Raw genomic sequence first — 22,117 nt, forward strand, 5'->3', positions numbered from 1 at the left:
CATCTGCCAGGACGACGGGTGTGATTCACCCGCGACATTGGTTGAGCGGCGCGGCTTACACCACCAGCGTCGGGCAGTGCGCCGCGCCCGCCACCCGCTGGGAAACGCTGCCCAGCAGCAGGTTCTTGTCACCGTTAGTGCCCTGGGCACCGATCACGACCAGGTCACACTCGCGTTTGCGGGCAAAGCGAACGATGGTGCGCGAGGGCCTGCCGCCTTTGACAAAGGCCCGCACGCGCCCGCCATCGGCACCCATTTCAATGGCGCGAGACTTGGCATGCACGGCGATTTCCGTGGCGTACTCTTTCAGCGCATCGTCGGGGATATCCAGCCTGTTGGGCCGCACCATCGACAGCGACGCCTCCAGCAGACTGTGGTGCTTGAACACGCACAAAAGGTAAAGCTCGGAGCCGGTCAACATCTGCAGCCCCACTGCCTTTTCAAGCGCTTTCAAGGCCCCTTTGGAGCCATCCACCGGAACTAAAATGCGATTGAACATGGGCGTTCTCCTTGTGCCGAGTTAGCCGAAAGCTACGTCGCGCAGGAACAGGGCGATCTGCGGGAACATGATCAGCAGCACGGCCGCCAGGATCAGCATGAAGATAAACGGCGGGGTACCCTTGATGACGTCCCAGTAGGGGCGCTTGAAAATGGCAATGGCGGTGAAGATATCGCACCCGAAGGGTGGTGTCGCCGAGCCAATGGCCACCTGCAGGGTAATCAGGATCCCGACCAGCACCGGGTCAAGCCCGGTGGACGCAATCGCCGGCGCGAAGATAGGCGTCAGTACCAGAATGACCACGATCGGGTCGACAAACATGCAGGCCACGAAGAAGGCGATACAGATCGCAATCAGCACGCCGGTGGGGCCTGCTTCATTGACCCCTACCGCTTCCAGAATCGCCTGGGGAATCTGCGCGAACGAGATGATCCACGAGAAACTGTTGCCCACGGCCACCAGAATGAACACAACGGCGGTAATCAAGCCGGTGGACTTGGCGATGGCGTAAATATCGTTGACCTTGAGCGAGCGAAACACCAGAAACTCGAGAAAAACGGCGTAAAGCACGCAGGCCGCTGCCGCTTCCGTGGGGCTGAAGATACCGCCATAGATGCCACCGACGATAATCACCGGGAAGCCCAGCGGCCAGAGCGCCATGCGCACGGCCCTGCCCCGTTCCCCCCAAGTCGCTTTAGGCTCGGTCGGGACGTTTTTCACCGTTGCATAAATCATGCTGTAGGCGGCAAACATCATCAGTATCATCAAGCCAGGCCCGATACCGGCAATAAACAGCTCGCCGATAGACGTGCCTGAAATCACCCCGTAGATGATCATGCCGATACTGGGCGGGATCAAAAAGGCGATATCGCTGGAGTTGATAATCAACGCCAGGGTAAACGAGTCCGAGTACCCGGCTTTCAGCATGCGCGGACGCAGCGGCGAGCCAACCGCCACCACGGTGGCCTGAGTCGACCCGGATACGGCACCAAACAGCGTACATGACGCCGCCGTGCTGACGGCCAGGCCGCCTTTCACGTGGCCAATGAACGACATCACCATGTCGATCAGGCGGCTGGCCGATTGACCTCGCGTCATGATATCCGCCGCCAGGATAAACATGGGTACCGCGATCAGCGAGGCCGGACGGATACCCGCCATCATCTGCTGAATCAGCGTTTCCATCTGCCCAAACCCATTGAACATCATGAAAAAGCCAATGGCCGAGGCGGTAATCAACGGGATCATCATCGGAAAGCCCAGCAAAAGCAGGACAATCATTGTGGTGACCATTATTGTCGTCATAGCAGTTCCCCTGGGCAGCTGTGCCCTGCGTTAGACTTCCGTTTCAGTATCTTTATAGCCATCCACCACCCCGGTGGAGAGATACACATCCCGGGAGGTCATGTTCTTGATGGCGGTGAGCAGGTATTGAATGCCGGTAATCAAGAAGCCCATGGGTACCCACAGGTAGATCATCCAGATGGGTAACCCCATGGATGGCAGCACGCGCCCTTTGCTATACAAATCGATGATGTAGAATACCGAGTAGTAAAGCAAAAAGAACATCACCAGCGAGGTGAACAAGGCAATCACGATCATCAGCACCTTGCGACCGCCGGTGGGCAGCGCATCGTAGATCGCCGACATGCGGATGTGTCGCCCGTGGCGCGCCGCGTAGCCGATCCCGGCAAAGGTGATCATGATGATCAGAATGCGGTTGAGCTCACCTGAAAACATGATGCTGTTGCCGAACACAAAGCGCGACACCACGTTGGTGACCGTGTTCAGCGCCATCAACAAGACGCCAAGCGCCAGAATCACCGACTCGATCTTGCTGATAACGGTATCCACTACCCCGAGGATACCGGGCAAGCCTGAGCGGTAGCTTTTTTCGGACTCTTCTTCGGTCATGGCCGGACTCCTTTAATCACGGCAGCCTTGCGCTGCCGATTTCACGTTTCCACACCGATCCAAACGCAGGGTGCATGCACGTCACCATGGCTTGCATATTCAGCCTAACGGTAACCTAACGTTACTGGTTCAACGCTGGGTGAACGAATGCGTTCGCGTAAGCGCATTGATAGAGGCGATCTCTATATAAAAAGGGGCGGCCGCTGGCCGCCCCTGGGTGCTTCAACTGCAGCGCCTTTTAGTGGCGAGGGCTGCTAAGTCTTAGTCGTTGCTGACTTCTTCCAGGTCTTCCTTGAACTGGTTAAGTAGTTCTTCACCACGTTCACCGGTCATTTCCAGGAACTCTTCTTCAACCTGGGGGGCGCGATCGCGGAAGGCCTGAATCTGCTCTTCATTAAGACGCGTGACGGTGACTTCGTCAGAAGCTTCTTGAATCTTCGCGAGCGATTCTTCGGCCAGCCCCTGGATGTGCTCGATGGTGTGGTCGTAAGCTACTTCAGAAGCTTCCTGAACCAGCTCTTTATCATCGTCGGAAAGGCCTTCGTAAAAGTCCTGATTGGCCATCATCGCAGTGGTGAACCAGCCGTGACCGGTAAAGGTCAGGTGCGGAGACACTTCGTAAAGGCCGCCGGACTCGATCCAGAAAATCGGGTTTTCCTGACCATCGATAACGCCGGTCTGCAGACCACCGTATACCTCACCCCAGGGCAGCGGCGTGGGCGTTGCCCCGAATGCGTCGTAGGTCTCCGACAGCAGCGGGTTGGTCATGGTACGGATCTTCTTGTTATCCAGCCCCTCGGGAGAGGTGAACGGCTCGTTGGTCGTAATGACCATTTCGCCTTCCGGATACATTTTCAGCAGCTCAAGGCCCTGTTCGGCGTAGAGCTCCGGGAACATCTCATTGATCGCTTCGCTTTCGTCGAAGAACTCAAGCACGGTCTCTTCGTCGGTGGGAAGCAGGTAGGGAATGAAGAAGATCTGGGCTTCCGGGATCAGCGAACCAGTAAAGCCGGGCGACTGGTTGACGAACTGGAGAATGCCGTTCTGGGTCTGCTCCATGATATCGTCGGACTCGCCAAGCTCACCAAAGCGATAGACCTGAACGGTGTGGTCTGAGTTGTCTTCGATGTGTTCTTTGAACGCATAGGCGAAAACGTCCTGGACGTCACCCTCGTATTCTTCGTGCGCGTAACGCCAGTTGTCAGCCTGAGCGACGCCCGACATGCCAACCAGTAGTGCACTGACGCTCGCCGTCGTTACTAACTTGCTTGCCTTCATGCGGTGTTCCCCTTGCAGTGGTAAGCGCGCTGTACGAGTGCGCAGGAATCTGCTTTTTCGGCGCGTCATGCAACGCGCTGTGTTACTCGTAGTGGTGCCAGCGCCGAGAGGCACGGCACGCTACAAAGCCCGAATAACAACCAGTTATTCAAAAGCAGCTAATTTTCAGGCTAGCGCGCTCGCTGTAAGGGGTCAAGCTGGCGACCCAGCACATCAAAGGCATCTTGAAGAGCTTCCACGGTCACTTCATCGAATACCGAGCGCTGACCATCATGTGGCGATAAAAGGCGTTCTTGCAGCCAAATGCCGGTATCGTTCGACATCGTTGGCTTATTTTGCAAGCGCTGCCACGGCGGGTCAGCGTCCCACGCCCACGTCTGCCAACGTTGAAGGTTTTCACGCTCGGCGAGCAACTCGGCCTGCTTGATGCGTTCCCGAAGCGCCAGGAGCGTCTCGCTGGGGCGTTCGGCGCGCTTCAGGTCACGCCGCAGACCGCGCAGCACCTCGGTGACGCCGGCTTGCCATTCACCGCACGACTGGCGTTGCGCTGACAACGCCTCTGGCCGCGCCTCCAGCCCGTGGGTGAAAAGCCAGCCGTGAAACACCAGCTCGCACACATCCACCGCGGCGATATCCTGCAGCGCCAGGCACGCCTGCTCGACGCCGGGGCGGGCGTAGAACGCCAGCGCGAAATCCCACAGGGGTGCCTGCTGTAACGCCGCGAATCGGGTAGAATCAAGCGCAGTGGAATCCAGCATTGTATGACCCTTTCTTTTCGGGAGAACGCATGATCGCACTGCGCCAAGTCGCCCTGCAACGCGGCACGCAAACGCTACTCGACAACGCCGACCTGACCCTGCCCAGCGGGGTGAAAACCGGCATTATCGGGGCAAACGGTGCAGGCAAGTCGAGCCTCTTCAAGCTGTTGCTGGGCGAGCTCGGCCCCGATCAGGGTGACGTGGAGCTGAGCGGCGGACAACGCATCGCCCACATGGCCCAGGAAGTCGACACCCTGGATCGGCCGATTATCGACTATGTGCTGGACGGCGATATCGACCTGCGCCAGGCCCAGGCCGATCTCCAGGCGGCCCGCGACGCCGGCAACCCGCACCGTGAAGCGGAACTCCACGGCCTGATCGAAACCCTGGATGGCTACCGGGCCGAGTCCCGCGCCGCCCAGCTGCTGGTCGGGCTGGGATTTGGACAGGCGGATCTCACGCGCCCCCTGTCGTCGTTTTCCGGCGGCTGGCGAATGCGCGTCAATCTGGCCCGTACGCTGTTCATGCCCTCGGATCTGCTGCTCCTCGATGAGCCCACCAATCACCTCGACCTCGATGCGCTGCTGTGGCTGGAGCAGTGGCTTACCCGCTACCCCGGCACGCTGCTGCTGATTTCCCACGACCGTGATTTCCTGGATGCCGTGTGCGACCACATCGTGCACATGCACCATCAAACGCTGGAGCTTTACCGCGGCAACTACTCCCGCTTTGAGCGCACCCGCGCCGAGAAGCTCGCCCTCCAGCAGGCCGAAGCCGCCAAGCAGCAGGCGCGACGCGAGGAGATCGAGCGCTTTATCACGCGTTTCAAGGCCAAGGCAACCAAAGCCAAGCAGGCGCAAAGCCGCGTCAAGATGCTCGAGCGCATGGAAGACATCGCCGTTGCCCACGTCGATTCGCCGTTCCACTTTACCCTTCCAGCAGCGGACAAGACCTCACACCCGCTGCTTGTGCTCGACCAGGCGACGCTTGGCTACCGCAGCGAGGCAGGCGATGTCGCCCAGCTCGACAAGGTCAACCTCACGCTGCTGCCGGGCAGCCGTATCGGCCTGCTGGGCCCCAACGGCGCCGGTAAGTCGACGCTGATCAAATCGCTCACCGGCGAACTCGACCTGCTGGAAGGCAAGCGCGTACCGGGTGAACACCTGGCGATCGGCTACTTTGCCCAGCACCAACTGGAAGGCCTGGACGTCGCAACCACGCCGTTCGTACACGTGCAGCGGCTTTCGCCCACCGCCAGCGACCAGGATATCCGCAACTTCCTGGGCGGGTTCGGCTTCAGAGGTGACGATGCCTTCGGCCAGGTCGGCAGCTTTTCAGGCGGTGAGAAAGCCCGCCTGGCGCTGGCGCTGGTGGCCTGGCAAAAGCCCAACCTGTTGCTGCTGGACGAGCCCACCAACCACTTGGATCTGGAAATGCGCGAAGCGCTGACCCAGGCACTGGCCAGCTTCGAGGGCACCGTGATACTGGTGTCTCACGACCGCCACCTGCTGCGCGCCACGGTAGATGAGTTCTGGCGGGTCGCCGATCACCGGGTCGAGCCCTTCGACGGCGACCTCGACGATTATCGCGCCTGGTTGAAGGCACGCCTGGAAGAAAGCCGCCGGGATAGCCGCAACGAGAAGAGCGAGCGTCAAGGCCAGCAGGCCGGCGGCGATAACCGCGACGCCCGCAAGGCAGCGCGCAAAGCCGCCGCCGAACTGCGTGAAAAGCTGCGCCCACTGAAAAAGGAGCGTGACCAGGCAGAGAAGGCCATGGAACGCGAGCAGGCGGCGCTCGCCAAGCTGGAAGAAACCCTCGCCGACCCGGCGCTTTACACCGACGAGGCGCGCAAGACGGAACTTACCGACGCTCTGGCCCGTCAGGCGGATATCATGACGCGCCTCAACGATGCCGAAGCCCAGTGGCTGGCGGCCGAGGAAGCGCTGGAATCGATGGAAGCCGAGCTGCAGGCCAGCGAAAACGCCTAGGCGCCCCCCTAACTTTCCAGCAAGAAGGTCACCGGCCCGTCATTGACCAGCGAGACCTGCATGTTGGCGCCGAACTCACCGGTGGCCACGTGTTGCCAGGCGGCCTGTGCCTGGGTCACCAGGTAGTTGAACAGCCGCTCGCCTTCAGCGGGGGGCGCGGCGCTCGAGAAGCTGGGCCGCAGTCCTTTGCGCGTATCGGCAGCCAGGGTGAACTGCGACACCAGCAGCAGGCCGCCGTCGACCTGCTGGACGTTCTGGTTCATCTTGCCGTCGGCGTCGCTGAAGACACGGTAGTGAAGCAGCTTGTGGAGCAGTTTGTCGGCGTCGGCGTCACTATCGCCCTTCTCGATGCCCACCAGCGCCAGTAGCCCCTGGTCAATCGCGCCGACGCACTGCCCGTCGACGTCGACGCTTGCGCGACTAACCCGCTGAATAAGTGCTTTCACACCGCTTCCTCCCGCAAAAGCACCAGTATAACGCGCCTTCAGACCGTGTGATTACCTGCCCAGCAGCGCGTCGCGAAAGTCATCGCCCAGCGGTTCCTCGCCCAGCCAGATGCCGAACATGGCATTGGCAAACGCGGCATCGCCACCTTCGAACAGCGTCTCGCCGTTGAGAACGAGGCGCAGTTGATCTCCATCCCAGCTCAGCACGTAGCGATCCCCAGGCGCCACATCGCGGTAGCTGTCGTTGATCGCCTCAAGATCGCTTTCCAGGGCGCGGAAGTCACTGCTGCTCAGCGCCTCCTGGAGGGTTTCGGTGGTCGCTTCGGCGAACTCGTCGGCCTCGATATCGTGGAAGTAGGCCAGTTCAAGACGACGGGGGATATCGCGCTGCGGCTGGGGGTCGGTCTCGCCTTCCACCTGATAGTAGGCCCCGGCATAGGCGGTCCATATCATGTAGGTGAACACGCCGCTGCCGATCAGTTCGTAGCGCTGACCGTTCTCTTCAAGGCTGCGCTCGAAGCGTTCGCCCTCTTCGCTCACCGTTTGCGCCCAGAGCCCACTCGACCCGAGCAGAAGCAATGCGCCCGCGAGCCAGACGCCGACACTGCGTGACACGACAATCTTTGTAAGTGATGGCATAGCAAGGCCCCTCTTGTTTGTGCAAGACAGCACCTATACTACTCTTATTGCCAATAAAAGTTCCGTACAATCATACGCGACACAGCATGACATCGCAGTGCGGCTCGCTCAGTAGCATGGCCGTCAGCTCACTGGCGTGATGCGGTTGGTCGCGGCTACCGATCACCACGAGATCCGGCGTATGGCGTTTGATGTAGCCGCCAAGCACCTCGCACGGCGCGCCGTGCTCCAGCACCAGCTCAACGTCGGGCACCCCGGCAAGCTCGCTCATCAGGCTGTCGATTTCCCTGGAGAGCTGCTCACGCAGCCGCGCCACCTCGTGGTCGCGCCACTGGGCGTAATACGGATGCGAGCCCAGTTCCCGCTCCCCCGGCAGGCGCCAGGCATGCAAAAGCGTCAGCGAGGCGTCGGGAAAGCGCTGCAACGCCTCGCGCAGGCTATGCCGGGCCGTCAGCGAAAAGTCGATCGGCACGAGTATCGACTGCCAGGGCTGGGTGGGCGGCTGCGAGGCCACGACGACGGGGCAAGGGGCACTGCGGAGGATACGCATGGACGTAGCCCCCATCAGCAGGTCTTTCTGCCCGCGCTTGCGGTGCATGCCCACCACCACCAGACCTGCCTGACGCTCGTGGGCCTCGCGGATAATTTCCACGTAAGGCGCCCCGGCAACGGTCTGGATCAGGGTCTGGGGCGCTTCCAGGGCGTAATCTTCGCGAATATCGTTGAGAGTAGCGGCAATATCATCCACCACCGCCGCTTCCACATCGTGAAACACGCGGCGGGGCAGGTAAGGGTCGAGCACATGGATGATATCGAGCTGCGCGCCGTCGGCGTAAGCCAGGCGCAAGGCTCTGGCAAAGGCGGCGCGGTTTTCGGCGGAGAGGTCAGTGGCAAACAATACGGTACGGGTCATCGCAAACGCTCCTCGGCCGAGCAACTCAGCCTTGTTTAGCCAGCCTGCATGCGAACACCCTTTAGCATGGTGCGCAACGGGCTATTGCGCAAGCTAGCCAGAGCGCGATGGTGACACTTGCGCGCCAACCCGCTTACCACCAGGCGTGAAAATGATGCACCGGGCCACGTCCGCGCCCCACCTCCAGCCTTACGCTGGCCTCAAGGGCAGCATGCAACCATTGCTTGGCGTCGCTGATCGCCGCTACCGGCGCCCCTTGCGGGGCGTCAACGGGCAACTTGGCCAGGCAGGCAGTGATCGCCGACGATAGCGCGCAGCCGGTGCCGTGCAGGTTCTCGGTAGCAATGCGCGAGGCCGGCAGCCAGCGGTGCTCGCTGGGCGTGGCCAGCAGGTCGGGACAGGTTTCGCCGCGCAGATGCCCGCCCTTGAGCACCACGTAGGGCGCGCCCAGCTGGGTCAAGCCCGGCAGCAGCGCCTCCATGTCATCCAGCGTGGCCGGCGATGGTGCGTCGAGCAGCACGGCGGCCTCGGGCAGGTTGGGGGTGATAACGTCCGCCAGCGGCACCAGAATGTCGCGCACCGCCCGGATGCCTTCATTATCGACCAGGATATCACCGCTCTTGGCCACCATCACCGGGTCGAGCACGATCCAGCGCGGCCGCCGCCGACCCAGCGCCTCGGCGATCACCTCAGCCACGTCGCGGCTGCCGACCATGCCGATCTTGACCGCATCGATGGTGACGTCGCCCAGCAGATGGTCAAGCTGCTCGCGAATCGCCTGGGGGGATACGGGATACACCGAGGCCACGCCGCAGGTGTTCTGGGCAATGACCGCAGTAATCACATTGGTGCCGTACACGCCGAGCGCCGAGAAGGTTTTGAGATCGCCCTGAAGCCCGGCGCCGCCGGACGGGTCGGAGCCGGCAATGGTGAGCACGTTGCGAAGGCGGGAATCGGTAGACATGGGGTTCCTCAGCAGAATCGTCAGTAGTGACCCAGGATACTCAAGCTGGGACGTTTGCGCTGCCCCTGAACGCAAATGGCCGCCCTAAGGCGGCCATTTCATGCGGCGATGCGCAGATTACTCAGTGGTATCACCTTCCGGGTTACGGGCGTTGTAGTACGCCTGCTCGGAGATCGCGTGGTAATCCTCGACCTTATCCTGGAAAGCACTGTAGGACTCGTAGATACGCGTCGCCATCTCGCTGGATTCTGCCAGCTCAGCCACTACGTCTGCAGAGTGCTCGCGTGCCTGGGCCAGCACATCGTCGGGAATGCGGCGCAGCTCGACATCGTGCTCGTTGACCAGGGTTTCCAGCGCATCGTTGTTACGCGCGGTGTACTCGTCCAGCACGTTGGCGTTGACGTCACGAATGGCGGTGGTGAGGATGGCCTGCAGGTCGGCAGGCAGTTCGGCCATGGCCTCTTCGTTGACGATGGCCTCGAACATGACGGTCGGCTCGTGCCAGCCCGGATAGTAGTAGTAATCGGCCGCCTGGTGCAGACCAAAGGCCAGATCGTTGTACGGGCCGATCCACTCGGTGGCATCGATCGCGCCTGACTGCAGCGAGGTGAAAATCTCACCGCCCGGCATGTTGACGATCGCCACGCCCATGCGGCTCATCACTTCCCCGCCCAGACCCGGCATGCGCATCTTCAGGCCGTCCAGGTCGTCGACCGAATTGATCTCCTTGTTATACCAGCCGCCCATCTGGACGCCGGACGCCCCGGCCACCAGTACGTCGACACCGAAGTCGTCATAAAGCTCGTTCCAAAGCTCCATGCCGCCGCCGAAGTGCAGCCAGGCATTCATTTCCTGGGCGTTCATGCCAAACGGCACGGCAGCAAAGAACTGGGCGGCCGGCGCCTTGCCCTTCCAATAGTAAGAAGCGGAATGACCCAGCTCGGCGGTGCCATCGGACACGGCGTCGAATACTTCAAAGCCCGGCACCAGCTGCCCGGCACCGAACACTTCGATGGTCAGACGGCCGTCCGACATTTCATCGACCAGCTCGGCGAGGCGCTCAGGCCCCTGGCCGACGCCCGGGAAGTTCTTAGGCCAGGAGGTGACCATTTTCCAGCGGAACTCTTCTTCCTGCGCCTGGGCGTGATTATCGAGGCTCGACACCGCCAGCAGGCTGGCAGACATCGCGGTCGTCATGGCAATGGCGACGGGGAGTGTTTTAACTTTCATACATGAACCCTCTAGCTTTCTATTATTACTGTTATGAGTAGGAAAACACCGCTCGGCCGAGCACCTCGGGCATTGGACCAAGCGGCTTGCTGCAAATGGTTGATGCGTTATTTAACAGTGTCAGTATTAAGGTTGTCACGTCCTTGCGTTGATAGCAGCGGCGACTTTCAACTAATGGCTAGCCGCCGAACTGTGCGGGCAACCACGTCGCCAGCTGCGGGAAGAAGGTCAGCATCAACAGCATGCCCAGCTGCATCAGAATAAACGGAATCACCCCGCGATAGATGGCCGACGTGGGCACCGACGGCGGCGCCACCCCGCGCAGATAAAACAGCGCAAAGCCGAACGGCGGCGTCAGAAACGAGGTCTGCAGGTTGATGGCGATCATGATACCCAGCCAGATAGGGTCGAGGCCCATGGCTAGCAGAATCGGCCCGACGATCGGCACCACCACAAAGGTGATTTCGATAAAGTCGAGGATGAAGCCAAGCAGGAAGATCACCAGCATCACGATGATGGTCGCGCCCACCACGCCGCCGGGCATGCCTTCAAACAGCTCGGTGACCATATGTTCACCACCGTAGGCCCGGAACACCAGCGAAAACAGCGCCGCGCCGATCAGGATCAGAAACACCATGGTGGTGACGTTCGTTGTCGAACGCAGTACGTCCTTCAGGGTTGCCCAATCGAGTTGGCGATAGGCCAGCGCCAGCACCAGCGCACCGAAGGCGCCTACCGCAGACGCTTCGGTGGGCGTGGCAAAACCGCTGAGGATCGAGCCCAGCACCGCCACGATCAGCACCACCGGGGGTACCAGGCCCTTGAGCAGCAGCATGCCCAGGCCCTTGGTGTGGCCAAGCTCTTCCATCAGTTCCTGACGATCCGCCGCCGGTGCCATGCTGGGACGCAGCCACGCCACCAGCGCCACGTAGCTCATGTACATCACGACCAGGAGCAAGCCCGGCACCAGCGCGCCCATGAAGAGATCACCCACCGACACCGTTTTGGGGCTGAAAATGCCCATATCCAGCTGCGCCTGCTGGTACGCCGAGGACAGCACGTCACCGAGCAGTACCAGCGCGATGGACGGCGGAATGATCTGGCCCAGCGTACCGGTGGCGCAGATCGTCCCGGTCGCAAGCGACGTGCTGTAGCCACGCTTCAGCATGGTGGGCAGCGACATCAGGCCCATGGTAACCACGGTCGCGCCGACAATACCGGTGGACGCGGCCATCAGCATGCCCACCAGGGTGACCGAAATGCCCAGGCCACCGCGCATGGCACCGAACAGCAGCGCCATGGCGTCGAGCAGGGTCTCCGCGACCTTGGACTTTTCCAGCAGCACGCCCATGAGGACAAACAGGGGCACCGCCAGCAGCGTCTGGTTGGTCATGATGCCGTACAGGCGATTGGGCAGGGCGGCCAGGTAGCCGGCGTCGAAGTTGGCATCGATACCCATGGCTTGGAGACCCAGCCCCATACCGGCGAACAGCAGCGCCGTGCCCGCCAGCGAGAGCGCCACAGGGAAGCCGAACATCAGCACGATGCAGATAACGGCAAATAACACGATCGGCATGAATTCCAGCATCAAACCCGCTCCTCAAGATGGGTATCATCCGTGCCGGGCGGTACGCTTCGCCCGGTCAGCACATAGCCATTGCGCACCACCTCGATCACGCCCTGAACGATCATCAGCAGGGCAAACAGCGGGATCAGGGTTTTGAGCGCATACACTGCCGGAATACCGCCATAGTCGGGAGACGTTTCCAGAATGCGCCAGGCGTTGGCCACGTACCCCAGGCTTGAGGCGATGATGAAAATCATCACCGGTATCAACAGCATGATAATGCCCACGATATTGATCAGGGCTTGGCGGCGCGGCGTCATACCGCGATAGAAGATATCCACCCGCACGTGCCCGTCGTGGCGAAAGGTGTAGGCAGCGCCGAGCATGAAGACGCTGGCGTGCATGTACATCACCAGCTCTTGCATGAAAATGCTGTTCACGCTGAAGGCATAGCGCAGCAATACAATCGCGAACTGAATCAGCATCATGATGATGATCAGCCACGCAAGGGTGCGTCCGAACCACTCCGAAGCGCGGTCCAGCGCACCGATAAAGGCAGGTAGTTGTGTAGTGTCCGACATGAAAGTGTCTCGCGTCATACGGCTAGGGGAGTCAGCGCCCCAGACAATAGCGCATATACGCGGACATTGCAGCGCCTGTGGGCGCCACGCCATGGCGATTATTTAACGCTTGCGCGAATCGCCGCCAGACAAGCGTCGGGAAGTGGCAGGTCGACAGCGATTGGGAGGTGGTCAGAAAACAGGTGATCCAACACCTGAACGTCCACCGCCTCGAGGGATTGGGAAAGCAGAATGTGATCCAGCGCCCGACGCGGCTGCCAGGAGGGGTAGCTCAGCAGGGGTTTGACCGGGTGGAGCGGCAGCGACGCGTTGAAACGCTCGTGGGCATGCAGCTGATCCGGCGTGCAGTTCAGATCACCCATGACCACCACATGGCGCAGTGGCTGGATGATATCGCTGAGGTAGTTCAGCTGTCGCACGCGACCACGGTGACTCAGTGCCAGATGCGCCACAAAAATATGCAGCGCATCCGGTCCCTCACCAAAACGTGCGTGAATGGCCCCGCGCCCGGGCATGGCGCCCGGCAAACGGTGCTCTTCTATCTGGCTGGGTACCAGGCGCGACAGCAGCCCGTTACTGTGCTGGGCAATTCGCCCGAGGTTGCGGTTGAGCTGCTGAAAATGGTGAGGCATACCCGCTTGGGTGGCCAGGTATTCCACCTGGTTGATGCGGCTTGAGCGAAAGCTGCCCCCATCGACTTCCTGCAGGCCCACCACGTCAAACTTGCCCATTACCTCGCCCATCATGTCCAGGCGCTGCAGGCGGCGGGGGTGGGGCAGGAAGTGCTGCCAGCTGCGTGTCACGTAGTGATGATACGCCGAGGTTTGAATACCGACCTGGAGATTAAAGGTCAGCAGACGTAAATGGCCGCTGCTCAGCAGCGGCTTGCGAGCCTCCAGCTCATTCATGGTCAATCCCATACCCCGACCGTCAAACGGCGTTACTCATCGCGCGCTTCGCGCACCTGGTCGACCAGCGCATCGGCGATGTTCGGCATGTTTTCCAGACTGCCGGCGCTGCTCGGCGTTACCACGTAGCGGCCATCGACGACCAGGGCGGGGACGCCCATCAGGCGCATGTCACGCATGCGGCTGTTGGCCTTGTTGACGTTGCTGCGCACGTTGAAGGCTGTCAGGGCTTCCTGGGCTTCTTCTTCGCTGACGCCGTAGTGGGTGAAAAAGGCGGCGATCTCGTCGCTGTCGGTCATCGAACGCTTATCCTGATGGATGGCGTCGAAGAAATCCGCGTGCATCTCGTCGGCGATGCCCAGCTCTTTAGCGGCATAGAAGGCTGTGGCGTGGGTGTTCCAGTCGCCCCCCATGGTCGCGGGCATCTTGACCAGGGTGACGTCGTCATCGAGCGTGTCTTCCCATTGATTGACGAATGACTGCAGACGATAGCAGTGCGGGCAGCCGTACCAGAAAATATCCAGGACCTCGATCTGACCATCGTCCACCTGGGTATCGATCGGCTTCTCGAGCGCCCGGTAGTGCTGGCCTTCGACAAGCTCTTGGGCACTGACTGCCGCTGACAGGCTCAATCCGGCAACCGCAACCATCAACATTTTAAACATAGTGGCTATTTCTCCTCCGTGGGAAAGCCTGCGTGAGACCCCAGCGACGCACCAGGGTTCCGCACTCGACCGAAAAAGCGATAATAATCGTCAGCTTATTGAGGCGGGTCGTTTAATTCAAACCCAACAGATAGTTCGCCACCGCCTGCATATCGTCGTCGGTCATTTTCGCGGCGATATCACGCATGACCCCGTTGGGGTCGTTGGCCCTGTCGCCGGCGGCAAAGTCTTGCAGGGTCGAAACAGTGTAGTCGGGTTGCAGCCCCGACAGCGCCGGGTAAGCGGCACTGCCGATACCCGCCCCGGTTGGCGTATGGCAGGCACTGCAGGCGGGGATGCCCTTTTGCTGGTCGCCGGCCCGATAAAGCGCTTCGCCACGGGCCAGCAGCTCGGCGTCATCGTCGGCCTGGCCGAGGTGGGCATCCTGCTCGGCATAGAACGCCGCCACGTTCCAGGCATCCTGGTCGCTGTAGTCGTCTACCTGCCCGGCCATTTGCGGCACCTCGCGGCGGCCGTCGCGAATATCCATGATCTGTTTGGCGAGGTAGGACATCTGCTGACCCGCCAGATGCGGAAAGGTCTGCGTAGGACTGATGCCCGCTTGCCCATGGCACGCCGCACAGGGCGTCGCCAGGGATTCACCGGCGGCAGCGTCGGCCTCCGTCCTGGGGTCGGCAGAAGCGGTGCCCACGACACCCAGAGTCATCGCCAGGCTTGCCAGTAGCATTCTCATCGCTCGTCCATTGTTATTCGTCGTTAACGTTATCAGTCATTCACACGGTTGGTGAACGCACTCGGGTGATAAACCACCACCAGGAGAAACAACTGTCCACGTTGGTCGCTGCCCGGCAAAGCGCGGTGTTACACTAGCCTCGGTCACAGACGGCCCTAAGGGCAGTATAGCGAAGCCTCGGAATAGCGGAAATGCTATTGTCCCGCAGTACTCGTGGCAAGGCGTCATCCGGCCGTTCGCCTGTGTTGTCATCCATCGTGTTCGCCACTGTCGTCGCGCATTCATGGCCACCCTTTATTCATTGTTTTCATCTTTGTTCGTCAGGATCAATGCCATGCCTACCCACCAGGATAGTTCAGCTGTGCGACTCAATTACCCCACGGCGCAGTTCATGACCAGCGCCCCGACGCTTGCCCTCTGCCCGGACGATACCGGTGCCGAAGTGGCCTTTGCAGGGCGTTCCAACGCCGGCAAGTCCAGCGCCATCAACGCGCTGACCCAGCAGAAAGCGCTGGCGCGCACGTCACGCACCCCGGGCCGCACACAACTGATCAACTTTTTCAGCGTCATGAACGATGAGGCGCGTCGCCTGGTCGACCTGCCCGGCTACGGCTATGCCAAGGTGCCGGAAGCGGTCAAGCTCGAGTGGCAGCAGCACCTCTCCGACTACCTGAAAGGGCGTTTCAGCCTGCGCGGGCTGGTGCTGTTGATGGACGTGCGCCACCCGCTGACCGAGTTTGACCAGATGATGCTGGGCTTTGCCGACGAGCGTAATATGCCGGTGCATATTCTGCTCACCAAGGCCGACAAACTGAAAAAAGGCCCCGCCAGCGCGGCGCTGCAACAGGTACGTTCGCGCTTGAAGGAATGGGAAGACCTGGTCTCGGTGCAGCTGTTTTCGTCGCTCAAGCGAGACGGCGTCGATACCCTCGCCAAGCGTCTGGATGAATGGCTGAAAACGCCCCCTCAGTAGGGTACGTTCAACCTCGCCAGTACGCCTGGCAGCTCCTTGATGTGGGCAATCTGATGGACGCCCTCGGGCAGCGCGGTGCCGCGTGTCTCGCTGATCCACACCGCGTGCATGCCCAGCTGCTTGGCCGGCACGATGTCTTCTTCCCACGAATCCCCCACGTGCATGGCGTCTTGCGGTGCCACGTCAAGGCGCTCAAGCGCGGTGAGAAATGCCTTGGGGTCAGGCTTGGGGGTCAACAGCTCACCGGCGGCAATGGCCACCGGAAAATAGCCCGACAGCGGATGGCGTTTGAGGTGAATATTGCCGTTGGTAATCGCCCCCAGCCGATAGCGTCGCCCCAGGGCCGCCAGCAGATCGGCCGCCTCGGGATGCGGGGTCACCTGAACGCGCAGGCGATGGAACTCGTTCATGGCCGCTGCCGCCCACAGCCTCGCGGCACTGCGTGGCAGGCCTTGCGCTTCCAGCTGGGCCTCCAGGGCGCGCAGGCGCAGCCAGGTAAAGTCACCGCGCCGTTCGGGCACCTCGCGGGCCAGCTGCAGACGGCGCTCGAGGTAATCCTGCAGGCCGTCGTCATGACCCAGGGCAAGCGTTGGCCAGTCGCGTTCCGCAAGCCAGCCAGCCAGACCGTCCAGCAGCCAGCCGTAATGGCCGGCTTCCGTGCGCGCCATTACGCCGCTGTTGTCCCAGAGCGTATCGTCCAGGTCGAAGGTAATCGCCTTCAGAGAAGTCATGGTTCACTCCGTGTCGGGCGGCGTTTCGCCCGGGGATGCGCGGCATCATAGCTGGTCGCCAAATGCTGCCAGTCCAGCCGCGTGTAAACTTGGGTGGTCGAGAGGTTGGCGTGACCGAGCAGTTCCTGCACCGCCCGCAGATCCTGACTGGATTCGAGCAGGTGACTGGCGAAGGAATGGCGCAGCCGGTGAGGGTGCAGATGCTCCGGCAGCCCCCGCTCGATGGCCAACTGGGCCAAGCGTTTCTGGATCGCCCGGTGGCCCAGGCGGCTGCCTCGCTGGCCGACAAACAGCGCCGTTTCAGCGTCGGTCGCCAACTGGGGCCGAACGCTCAGCCAGGCGTCCAGCGCCTGCCGGGCGCGCTGCCCCACCGGCACCTGGCGGGGCTTGCCGCCTTTGCCCAGTACGCGGACACGTCGATCCTGCAAGGCATCAAGGTCGAGCGCCGCCAGCTCCGCCAGACGCAGGCCACTCGAATACAACAGCTCCAGCATGGCCTGGTCGCGACGCGCCAGCGGTGAATCGTCGTGGGGCGCATCCAGAAAGCGCGAGAGGGTGTCGACATCTACCGGGCGGGGCAAGTGTTTCGGTTGCTTGGGCGTGCGCACCAGATCCAGTGGGTTATCGGCGATCTCGCCCTGCTTGACCAGATGGTCGGCAAACCGCGATAACGCTGCCCGGCGGCGGGCCAGACTACGGGGTGACTGCCCTCGCCGCCGCTCGGCGCCCAGAAACGCGCGCATCAGGTGCTGATCGAACGCGCTGGCAGGCTCCCCCTGGCGATCAACAAAGCCGCATAGCGCCTCGATATCCTGGCGGTAGGCGGCCACGGTCGCCGGGCTGGCGTGGCGCCCGAGCGCGGCGAGAAACGCCTCGGCGTGCTGGCGAAGAATAGCGTCATTCATGCGGGGTCAGGCGTATCAGCAGCCGCGCGACGATGTCGCCCAGGTACTCGGTGAACAGCGTGTCCATGCTGGCGCGATACTGATCGGCATCGGGGCTGGCCAGCAGCAGGTAGCCCAGCGGCTCACCCGCCGACAGCCGCGAAATCGCGCACGAGCCAGCCTTGCGCGGCACTTTCACGTGGGGCAGCAGGCACTTCCAGTCGCTGACGCTGAGCTTGGCGCAGCGGCTGGTGCGGCCATCGAGCAGCGCTGCCAGCCGCGCGCTGGCGTGCTGATCCAGCACATGGCGCGGCGGCTGGGGAGGCGACGGCTCCGCATCGCTCAACGACGCGGGGCACCACAGCGCCATGGCGGGCGTGTTGAAGCGCTCGCTGAGCTGCGTGGCCAGTGCCTGGGCCAGGGCATCGCGGGTATCGGCCTCCACCAGCGCCAGCAGCGTTTCGCGCAGACGACGGTACTGGGCTTCGTTGTGGCGGGCGGTTTCCAACAGGTGCTCGAGGCGCCCCTCGGCGGTTTCGGCGCGCTGACGCAGGTCGATCACCAACCGCTCGAGCAGCGACACCGCCCCTTCGATATGCGGATGCGGCACCTGTAGCTGCTGCAAAAGGCCTTCCCGACCCACGAAAAAATCGGGATGCCGCGCCAGCCAAAACGCAACTTGATCGGGGTCGAGCGTCTTGCGCGGTTCCGGGGCTTGAGACATCGCCGTTCTCCTTGGGGTAGTCAAAGACTGTTCGCTTTAGAGCCCGCTAGCAAGCGCTGGGTTAATTGACCGCCACCCGGCCATCGAACACACGAATAGCCGGGCCCACCATGATCAACGGGGCGTCGGGAGACGGCCATTCGATGCTCAGTTCTCCGCCCGGCAGGTGAACGCGTACCGGGCTTTTCAGCAGTCCCTGGCGGATACCGCTGGCCACGGCGGCGCAAGCCCCCGTGCCACAGGCTAGCGTTTCGCCGCTGCCGCGTTCAAATACCCGCAGGCGGATTTCGCTTGCCGACAGCACCTGCATGAATCCCACGTTCACACGCTTGGGAAAGCGCGGGTGGGCTTCGAGCAGCGGGCCGAGACGCTCGACCGGCGCACGGTCGACGTCATCCACCTGCAGTACCGCGTGGGGGTTGCCCATTGATACCACACCCAGTTGCAGCGTTTCACCATCCACTTCGACATCGTGCAGCGGCTGGTCGCCCGGCGCGTCGAACGGCACGCTGGCCGGATTGAAGCGCGGCCGCCCCATGTCGACACGCACCATGCCGTCGTGCTGGACGTTCAATACCAGCGGGCCACCGGCGGTTTCCACGGTAATTTCGTGCTTGTGGGTCAGGCGCTGCTCGCGGACAAAGCGCGCAAAGCAGCGCGCGCCGTTGCCGCAGTTCTCGACTTCGCTACCGTCGGCGTTGTAAATCCGATAGCGGAAATCCATGTCGGGGTCGCGGGGCGGCTCGACGACCAACAGCTGATCAAAGCCAATCCCGAAGCGCCGGTCGGCCAGCTGGCGAATCTGCTCGTCGCGCAACCGAGCGCGCTGGGTGACCAGGTCGACCACCATGAAGTCGTTGCCCAGGCCGTGCATCTTGGTGAAGTGCAGCAGCATCAGCAGGCTCCTTCGGGCAGCAGCGCTTCACCGGCCCACAGGTTTTCCAGCGTTTCGCGGGCGCGCACCACGTAGCAGTGCTCGCCATCCACCATGACCTCGGCGGGTCGCGGGCGGCTGTTGTAGTTGGAGGCCATGACAAACCCATAGGCACCGGCGGAGCGCACGGCGAGCAGGTCGCCAGCGGCAATCGCCAGCTCGCGCCCCTGGCCGAGGAAATCACCGGTTTCGCATACCGGGCCGACGACGTCATAGGTCGCGGTGGCGCGCGCGAGACGGCTGTCCACCGGCACGATGGCCTGCCACGCCTGGTACAGCGCCGGTCGGATCAGGTCGTTCATGGCAGCGTCGACAATCGCAAAATTCTTGGTCTCGCCGGGCTTGAGAAACTCCACCCGGGTCAGCATGACCCCGGCGTTGGCGGCAATCGAACGGCCCGGCTCGAACAGCAGCGTGAGCTGCTCGCCGCCTTCCCAGCGCGCCAGCCTGTCCAGTAGCTGGCTGGCGTAGTCAAACGGGTGGGGCGGGGTTTCATCGCGGTAGGGCACGCCAAGACCGCCGCCCAGGTCCAGGTGGTCGATCTCGATGCCGCGTTCGCGCAGCCGCTCCATGAGCACCAGCAAGCGCTCCAGAGCATCCAGAAACGGCGCGGTTTCGGTCAGCTGCGAGCCGATGTGGCAATCCAGCCCCTTGACCTGCAGATGGGGCAGGCTCGCCGCCAGCTCGTAGACCTCCAGCGCATCGTCGACGGGGATGCCGAACTTGTTGTCCTTGAGGCCGGTGGAAATATACGGGTGGGTGCCGGCGTCCACGTCGGGATTGACCCTAAGCGATACCGGGGCCACCTGGCCCCGCTCGCCCGCGACGGCGTTGAGCCGTTCGAGTTCGGGGCGCGACTCGACGTTGAAGCACTTGATGCCTACTTCGAGCGCCCGGGCCATTTCCTGGGGCTGCTTGGCCACGCCGGAAAACACCACTTTGGACGGGTCGCCACCGGCCTTGAGCACCCGTTCCAGCTCGCCCACCGAGACAATGTCGAAGCCGGCGCCCAGCTTGGCGAGCAGCCCCAGCACGGCAATATTGGAGTTGGCCTTGACCGCGTAGCAGATCAAATGCGGATGGCTGCCCAGCGCGTCGGTATAGGCGCGGAAGTGACGCGTCAGAGTCGCCTTCGAATAGACATAGCACGGCGTGCCATGCGTCTCGGCGATCTGGTCAAGCGGCACATCCTCGGCAAACAGCAGGCCGTCACGATCGTTGAAATGGTCCACTTAGCCCTCCTGTTCGTCGGCGTTAGGGTCATCGGGCAGGTAGAGCGGCCCTTTTTGTCCGCAGCCGACCAGCAGCAGCGCGACCACGGCGAGCACGGCCATTTTTTTCATTGCGCCTCTCCTTTTACTGCGGTCAGCGCTTCGCGGGCACGCTGGGCAGCGGCGCGCACCTGATCCGGCGCGGTGCCGCCGATGTGATTGCGCGCCGCCACGGAACCTTCAAGCGTCAGCACCTCGAAGACGTCCTGCTCGATGGTGGCGGAGAACTGCTGGAGCTCGTCGAGGGTCATTTCCGACAGGTCTTTCTCGGTCTTCAGACCGTAAGCCACCGACTGGCCGACGATCTCGTGAGCGTCGCGGAAAGCCACGCCCTTGCGCACCAGGTAGTCGGCCAAGTCCGTCGCCGTGGAGAAGCCGCGCCGGGCCGCTTCGAACATGCTGGCTTTCTTGGGCTCGATGGCGGGCACCATGTCGGCAAAGGCTTTCAGGCAGTCGCGCACGGTATCCACCGCGTCAAACAGCGGTTCCTTGTCTTCCTGGTTGTCCTTGTTGTAAGCCAGCGGCTGGGACTTCATCAGTGTCAGCAGGCTCATCAGGTGGCCATAGATACGACCCGTCTTGCCGCGCACCAGCTCGGGCACATCGGGGTTTTTCTTTTGCGGCATGATCGACGACCCGGTGCAGAAGCGGTCGGGCAGGTCGATAAAATCGAACTGGGCGCTGGTCCACAGCACCAGCTCTTCGCTCATGCGCGACAGGTGCATCAGCAGGATGCTGGCAAAACTGGTGAATTCGATGGCGAAGTCGCGATCGGAGACCGCGTCCAACGAGTTTTCCGCCGGGCGCTCGAAGCCCAGCAGCTCGGCGGTCACGTGACGGTCGATCGGGTAGGTGGTGCCGGCCAGCGCCGCGGCGCCAAGGGGCATCACGTTGATCCGCTTGCGGCAGTCGAGCAGGCGCTCGTGGTCGCGGGCGACCATCTCCTGCCAGGCCAGCAGATGGTGGCCAAAGGTCACCGGCTGCGCCGTCTGCAGATGGGTAAAGCCCGGCATGATGGTATCGGCTTCACGGTCGGCAAGCTCGATCATGCCCTCGCGCAGGCGGACAAGCTCGGCGTCGATGACGTCGATTTCGTCACGCAGGAACAAGCGGATATCGGTGGCTACCTGGTCGTTGCGCGAGCGGCCGGTGTGCAGCTTTTTACCGGTGATACCAATCTTGTCGGTCAGCCGTGCCTCGATGTTCATGTGCACGTCTTCCAGGGGCACCGACCAGTCAAACTCGCCGCGCTCGATCTCGCCTTTGATTTCGCTCAGGCCGGTAATGATCGCGTCGCGCTCGTCGTCGGTGAGCACCCCCACCCGGGCCAGCATCGTCGCATGGGCAATGGAGCCCTGGATATCCTGGCGCGCCAGGCGCTGGTCAAAGGTGACGGACGCGGTGAAGCGCTCAACAAAGGCATCGGTGGGCTCGCTGAAGCGACCGCCCCAGGACTGGTTCGTAGCTTGGCTCATCGGAAGCGTATCCTGCTGACAAAACAATTAGAGTCGAATAGC

General features: G+C 62.1%; 24 protein-coding genes. 2 read left to right on the forward strand and 22 right to left on the reverse strand.

The features are described from left to right. Nucleotides 1-55: 55 nt before the first annotated feature. The 5 genes from QC815_RS04645 to QC815_RS04665 form a co-directional block, all read right to left on the reverse strand. Complete coding sequence (locus QC815_RS04645; RefSeq protein ID WP_230445577.1) at nucleotides 56-499, reverse strand: universal stress protein; 444 nt, start codon at nucleotides 497-499, stop codon at nucleotides 56-58. A gap of 21 nt (nucleotides 500-520) precedes the next feature. Next, a complete protein-coding gene (locus QC815_RS04650; protein ID WP_230445576.1) occupies nucleotides 521-1,804 on the reverse strand; it encodes a TRAP transporter large permease in 1,284 nt (427 codons plus the stop codon). 30 nt (nucleotides 1,805-1,834) lie between these two features. Then, nucleotides 1,835-2,413, reverse strand: a complete 579-nt coding sequence (locus tag QC815_RS04655; protein ID WP_309767218.1) for a TRAP transporter small permease — start codon at nucleotides 2,411-2,413, stop codon at nucleotides 1,835-1,837. A 261-nt stretch (nucleotides 2,414-2,674) separates the two neighbouring features. Beyond that, nucleotides 2,675-3,691: a TRAP transporter substrate-binding protein gene (locus QC815_RS04660; RefSeq protein WP_230445574.1), complete on the reverse strand. Its 1,017-nt coding sequence runs from the start codon at nucleotides 3,689-3,691 to the stop codon at nucleotides 2,675-2,677. A gap of 170 nt (nucleotides 3,692-3,861) precedes the next feature. Next, a complete protein-coding gene (locus QC815_RS04665; RefSeq protein ID WP_230445573.1) occupies nucleotides 3,862-4,449 on the reverse strand; it encodes a TIGR02444 family protein in 588 nt (195 codons plus the stop codon). Nucleotides 4,450-4,478: 29 nt separating this feature from the next. Between QC815_RS04665 and QC815_RS04670 the strand changes: the two genes are divergently transcribed. Beyond that, complete coding sequence (locus tag QC815_RS04670; protein WP_230445572.1) at nucleotides 4,479-6,437, forward strand: ATP-binding cassette domain-containing protein; 1,959 nt, start codon at nucleotides 4,479-4,481, stop codon at nucleotides 6,435-6,437. An 8-nt stretch (nucleotides 6,438-6,445) separates the two neighbouring features. Here the strand turns inward: QC815_RS04670 and dtd are convergent, their stop codons facing one another. The 10 genes from dtd to QC815_RS04720 all read right to left on the reverse strand — a co-directional run bounded on the left by dtd (nucleotide 6,446) and on the right by QC815_RS04720 (nucleotide 15,083). Next, nucleotides 6,446-6,883 carry a D-aminoacyl-tRNA deacylase gene (gene dtd / locus QC815_RS04675; protein ID WP_309767221.1) on the reverse strand — a complete coding sequence of 146 codons (438 nt, stop codon included), beginning with the start codon at nucleotides 6,881-6,883 and terminating at the stop codon, nucleotides 6,446-6,448. 51 nt (nucleotides 6,884-6,934) lie between these two features. Then, nucleotides 6,935-7,522, reverse strand: coding sequence for a chalcone isomerase family protein (locus tag QC815_RS04680; RefSeq protein WP_309767223.1), 588 nt, complete (start codon nucleotides 7,520-7,522; stop codon nucleotides 6,935-6,937). Between the two features lie 70 nt (nucleotides 7,523-7,592). After that, nucleotides 7,593-8,435 carry a universal stress protein gene (locus QC815_RS04685; protein WP_230445569.1) on the reverse strand — a complete coding sequence of 281 codons (843 nt, stop codon included), beginning with the start codon at nucleotides 8,433-8,435 and terminating at the stop codon, nucleotides 7,593-7,595. 133 nt (nucleotides 8,436-8,568) lie between these two features. Further along, nucleotides 8,569-9,399 carry a bifunctional hydroxymethylpyrimidine kinase/phosphomethylpyrimidine kinase gene (gene thiD, locus QC815_RS04690; protein WP_230445568.1) on the reverse strand — a complete coding sequence of 277 codons (831 nt, stop codon included), beginning with the start codon at nucleotides 9,397-9,399 and terminating at the stop codon, nucleotides 8,569-8,571. 117 nt (nucleotides 9,400-9,516) lie between these two features. Then, the gene (locus QC815_RS04695; protein ID WP_230445567.1) at nucleotides 9,517-10,629 is read right to left on the reverse strand and encodes a TRAP transporter substrate-binding protein; all 1,113 of its coding nucleotides are present in this window, start codon (nucleotides 10,627-10,629) and stop codon (nucleotides 9,517-9,519) included. Nucleotides 10,630-10,807: 178 nt separating this feature from the next. Then, entirely contained in the window at nucleotides 10,808-12,217 is a 1,410-nt protein-coding gene (locus tag QC815_RS04700; protein ID WP_230445566.1) for a TRAP transporter large permease, read from the reverse strand. Then, nucleotides 12,217-12,777, reverse strand: a complete 561-nt coding sequence (locus QC815_RS04705; RefSeq protein WP_230445565.1) for a TRAP transporter small permease subunit — start codon at nucleotides 12,775-12,777, stop codon at nucleotides 12,217-12,219. The genes QC815_RS04700 and QC815_RS04705 overlap by 1 nt, the downstream gene beginning before the upstream one ends. A 98-nt stretch (nucleotides 12,778-12,875) precedes the next feature. Continuing rightward, a complete protein-coding gene (locus QC815_RS04710) occupies nucleotides 12,876-13,685 on the reverse strand; it encodes an endonuclease/exonuclease/phosphatase family protein (RefSeq protein ID WP_309767226.1) in 810 nt (269 codons plus the stop codon). A 32-nt stretch (nucleotides 13,686-13,717) separates the two neighbouring features. Further along, entirely contained in the window at nucleotides 13,718-14,350 is a 633-nt protein-coding gene (locus QC815_RS04715; RefSeq protein WP_230445563.1) for a thiol:disulfide interchange protein DsbA/DsbL, read from the reverse strand. Between the two features lie 112 nt (nucleotides 14,351-14,462). After that, nucleotides 14,463-15,083 (reverse strand): c-type cytochrome, encoded by a 621-nt coding sequence (locus QC815_RS04720; protein WP_230445562.1) that lies wholly within the window; start codon nucleotides 15,081-15,083, stop codon nucleotides 14,463-14,465. Between the two features lie 334 nt (nucleotides 15,084-15,417). On the opposite strand from QC815_RS04720, the gene yihA reads away from it, so the two are divergent. Further along, on the forward strand, nucleotides 15,418-16,056 hold the full coding sequence (gene yihA / locus QC815_RS04725; RefSeq protein ID WP_230445561.1) for a ribosome biogenesis GTP-binding protein YihA/YsxC: 639 nt from the start codon (nucleotides 15,418-15,420) through the stop codon (nucleotides 16,054-16,056). Here the strand turns inward: yihA and QC815_RS04730 are convergent. The 7 genes from QC815_RS04730 to argH all read right to left on the reverse strand — a co-directional run bounded on the left by QC815_RS04730 (nucleotide 16,050) and on the right by argH (nucleotide 22,075). After that, nucleotides 16,050-16,787, reverse strand: a complete 738-nt coding sequence (locus tag QC815_RS04730) for an HAD family hydrolase (protein WP_230445560.1) — start codon at nucleotides 16,785-16,787, stop codon at nucleotides 16,050-16,052. The genes yihA and QC815_RS04730 overlap by 7 nt on opposite strands. Further along, complete coding sequence (locus QC815_RS04735; protein ID WP_230445559.1) at nucleotides 16,784-17,692, reverse strand: tyrosine recombinase XerC; 909 nt, start codon at nucleotides 17,690-17,692, stop codon at nucleotides 16,784-16,786. Before QC815_RS04735 ends, QC815_RS04730 begins: the two co-directional genes overlap by 4 nt. Further along, on the reverse strand, nucleotides 17,685-18,395 hold the full coding sequence (locus QC815_RS04740; RefSeq protein ID WP_230445558.1) for a DUF484 family protein: 711 nt from the start codon (nucleotides 18,393-18,395) through the stop codon (nucleotides 17,685-17,687). The genes QC815_RS04735 and QC815_RS04740 overlap by 8 nt, the downstream gene beginning before the upstream one ends. A gap of 61 nt (nucleotides 18,396-18,456) precedes the next feature. Further along, nucleotides 18,457-19,290 carry a diaminopimelate epimerase gene (gene dapF / locus QC815_RS04745; RefSeq protein ID WP_230445557.1) on the reverse strand — a complete coding sequence of 278 codons (834 nt, stop codon included), beginning with the start codon at nucleotides 19,288-19,290 and terminating at the stop codon, nucleotides 18,457-18,459. Continuing rightward, entirely contained in the window at nucleotides 19,290-20,561 is a 1,272-nt protein-coding gene (gene lysA / locus QC815_RS04750; protein WP_309767229.1) for a diaminopimelate decarboxylase, read from the reverse strand. Before lysA ends, dapF begins: the two co-directional genes overlap by 1 nt. Continuing rightward, complete coding sequence (lptM, locus tag QC815_RS04755; protein WP_230445555.1) at nucleotides 20,562-20,672, reverse strand: LPS translocon maturation chaperone LptM; 111 nt, start codon at nucleotides 20,670-20,672, stop codon at nucleotides 20,562-20,564. After that, nucleotides 20,669-22,075, reverse strand: a complete 1,407-nt coding sequence (gene argH, locus QC815_RS04760; protein ID WP_230445554.1) for an argininosuccinate lyase — start codon at nucleotides 22,073-22,075, stop codon at nucleotides 20,669-20,671. The genes lptM and argH overlap by 4 nt, the downstream gene beginning before the upstream one ends. Between the last annotated feature and the right edge of the window lie 42 nt (nucleotides 22,076-22,117).

This window comes from Vreelandella gomseomensis (assembly GCF_031451645.1).
GTDB lineage: Bacteria > Pseudomonadota > Gammaproteobacteria > Pseudomonadales > Halomonadaceae > Vreelandella > Vreelandella gomseomensis.

Coding starts and splice junctions, on each gene's coding strand:
- yihA (WP_230445561.1), top strand. CDS start 15,418: ATGCCTACCCACCAGGATAGTTCAGCTGTGCGACTCAATTACCCCACG.
- QC815_RS04695 (WP_230445567.1), bottom strand. CDS start 10,629: ATGAAAGTTAAAACACTCCCCGTCGCCATTGCCATGACGACCGCGATG.
- dapF (WP_230445557.1), bottom strand. CDS start 19,290: ATGCTGCTGCACTTCACCAAGATGCACGGCCTGGGCAACGACTTCATG.
- QC815_RS04715 (WP_230445563.1), bottom strand. CDS start 14,350: ATGTTTAAAATGTTGATGGTTGCGGTTGCCGGATTGAGCCTGTCAGCG.
- QC815_RS04645 (WP_230445577.1), bottom strand. CDS start 499: ATGTTCAATCGCATTTTAGTTCCGGTGGATGGCTCCAAAGGGGCCTTG.
- QC815_RS04685 (WP_230445569.1), bottom strand. CDS start 8,435: ATGACCCGTACCGTATTGTTTGCCACTGACCTCTCCGCCGAAAACCGC.
- QC815_RS04730 (WP_230445560.1), bottom strand. CDS start 16,787: ATGACTTCTCTGAAGGCGATTACCTTCGACCTGGACGATACGCTCTGG.
- QC815_RS04680 (WP_309767223.1), bottom strand. CDS start 7,522: ATGCCATCACTTACAAAGATTGTCGTGTCACGCAGTGTCGGCGTCTGG.
- argH (WP_230445554.1), bottom strand. CDS start 22,075: ATGAGCCAAGCTACGAACCAGTCCTGGGGCGGTCGCTTCAGCGAGCCC.
- thiD (WP_230445568.1), bottom strand. CDS start 9,399: ATGTCTACCGATTCCCGCCTTCGCAACGTGCTCACCATTGCCGGCTCC.
- QC815_RS04735 (WP_230445559.1), bottom strand. CDS start 17,692: ATGAATGACGCTATTCTTCGCCAGCACGCCGAGGCGTTTCTCGCCGCG.
- QC815_RS04700 (WP_230445566.1), bottom strand. CDS start 12,217: ATGCTGGAATTCATGCCGATCGTGTTATTTGCCGTTATCTGCATCGTG.
- QC815_RS04705 (WP_230445565.1), bottom strand. CDS start 12,777: ATGTCGGACACTACACAACTACCTGCCTTTATCGGTGCGCTGGACCGC.
- QC815_RS04655 (WP_309767218.1), bottom strand. CDS start 2,413: ATGACCGAAGAAGAGTCCGAAAAAAGCTACCGCTCAGGCTTGCCCGGT.
- QC815_RS04670 (WP_230445572.1), top strand. CDS start 4,479: ATGATCGCACTGCGCCAAGTCGCCCTGCAACGCGGCACGCAAACGCTA.
- QC815_RS04650 (WP_230445576.1), bottom strand. CDS start 1,804: ATGACGACAATAATGGTCACCACAATGATTGTCCTGCTTTTGCTGGGC.
- QC815_RS04660 (WP_230445574.1), bottom strand. CDS start 3,691: ATGAAGGCAAGCAAGTTAGTAACGACGGCGAGCGTCAGTGCACTACTG.
- lptM (WP_230445555.1), bottom strand. CDS start 20,672: ATGAAAAAAATGGCCGTGCTCGCCGTGGTCGCGCTGCTGCTGGTCGGC.
- QC815_RS04665 (WP_230445573.1), bottom strand. CDS start 4,449: ATGCTGGATTCCACTGCGCTTGATTCTACCCGATTCGCGGCGTTACAG.
- QC815_RS04740 (WP_230445558.1), bottom strand. CDS start 18,395: ATGTCTCAAGCCCCGGAACCGCGCAAGACGCTCGACCCCGATCAAGTT.
- QC815_RS04720 (WP_230445562.1), bottom strand. CDS start 15,083: ATGAGAATGCTACTGGCAAGCCTGGCGATGACTCTGGGTGTCGTGGGC.
- QC815_RS04710 (WP_309767226.1), bottom strand. CDS start 13,685: ATGAATGAGCTGGAGGCTCGCAAGCCGCTGCTGAGCAGCGGCCATTTA.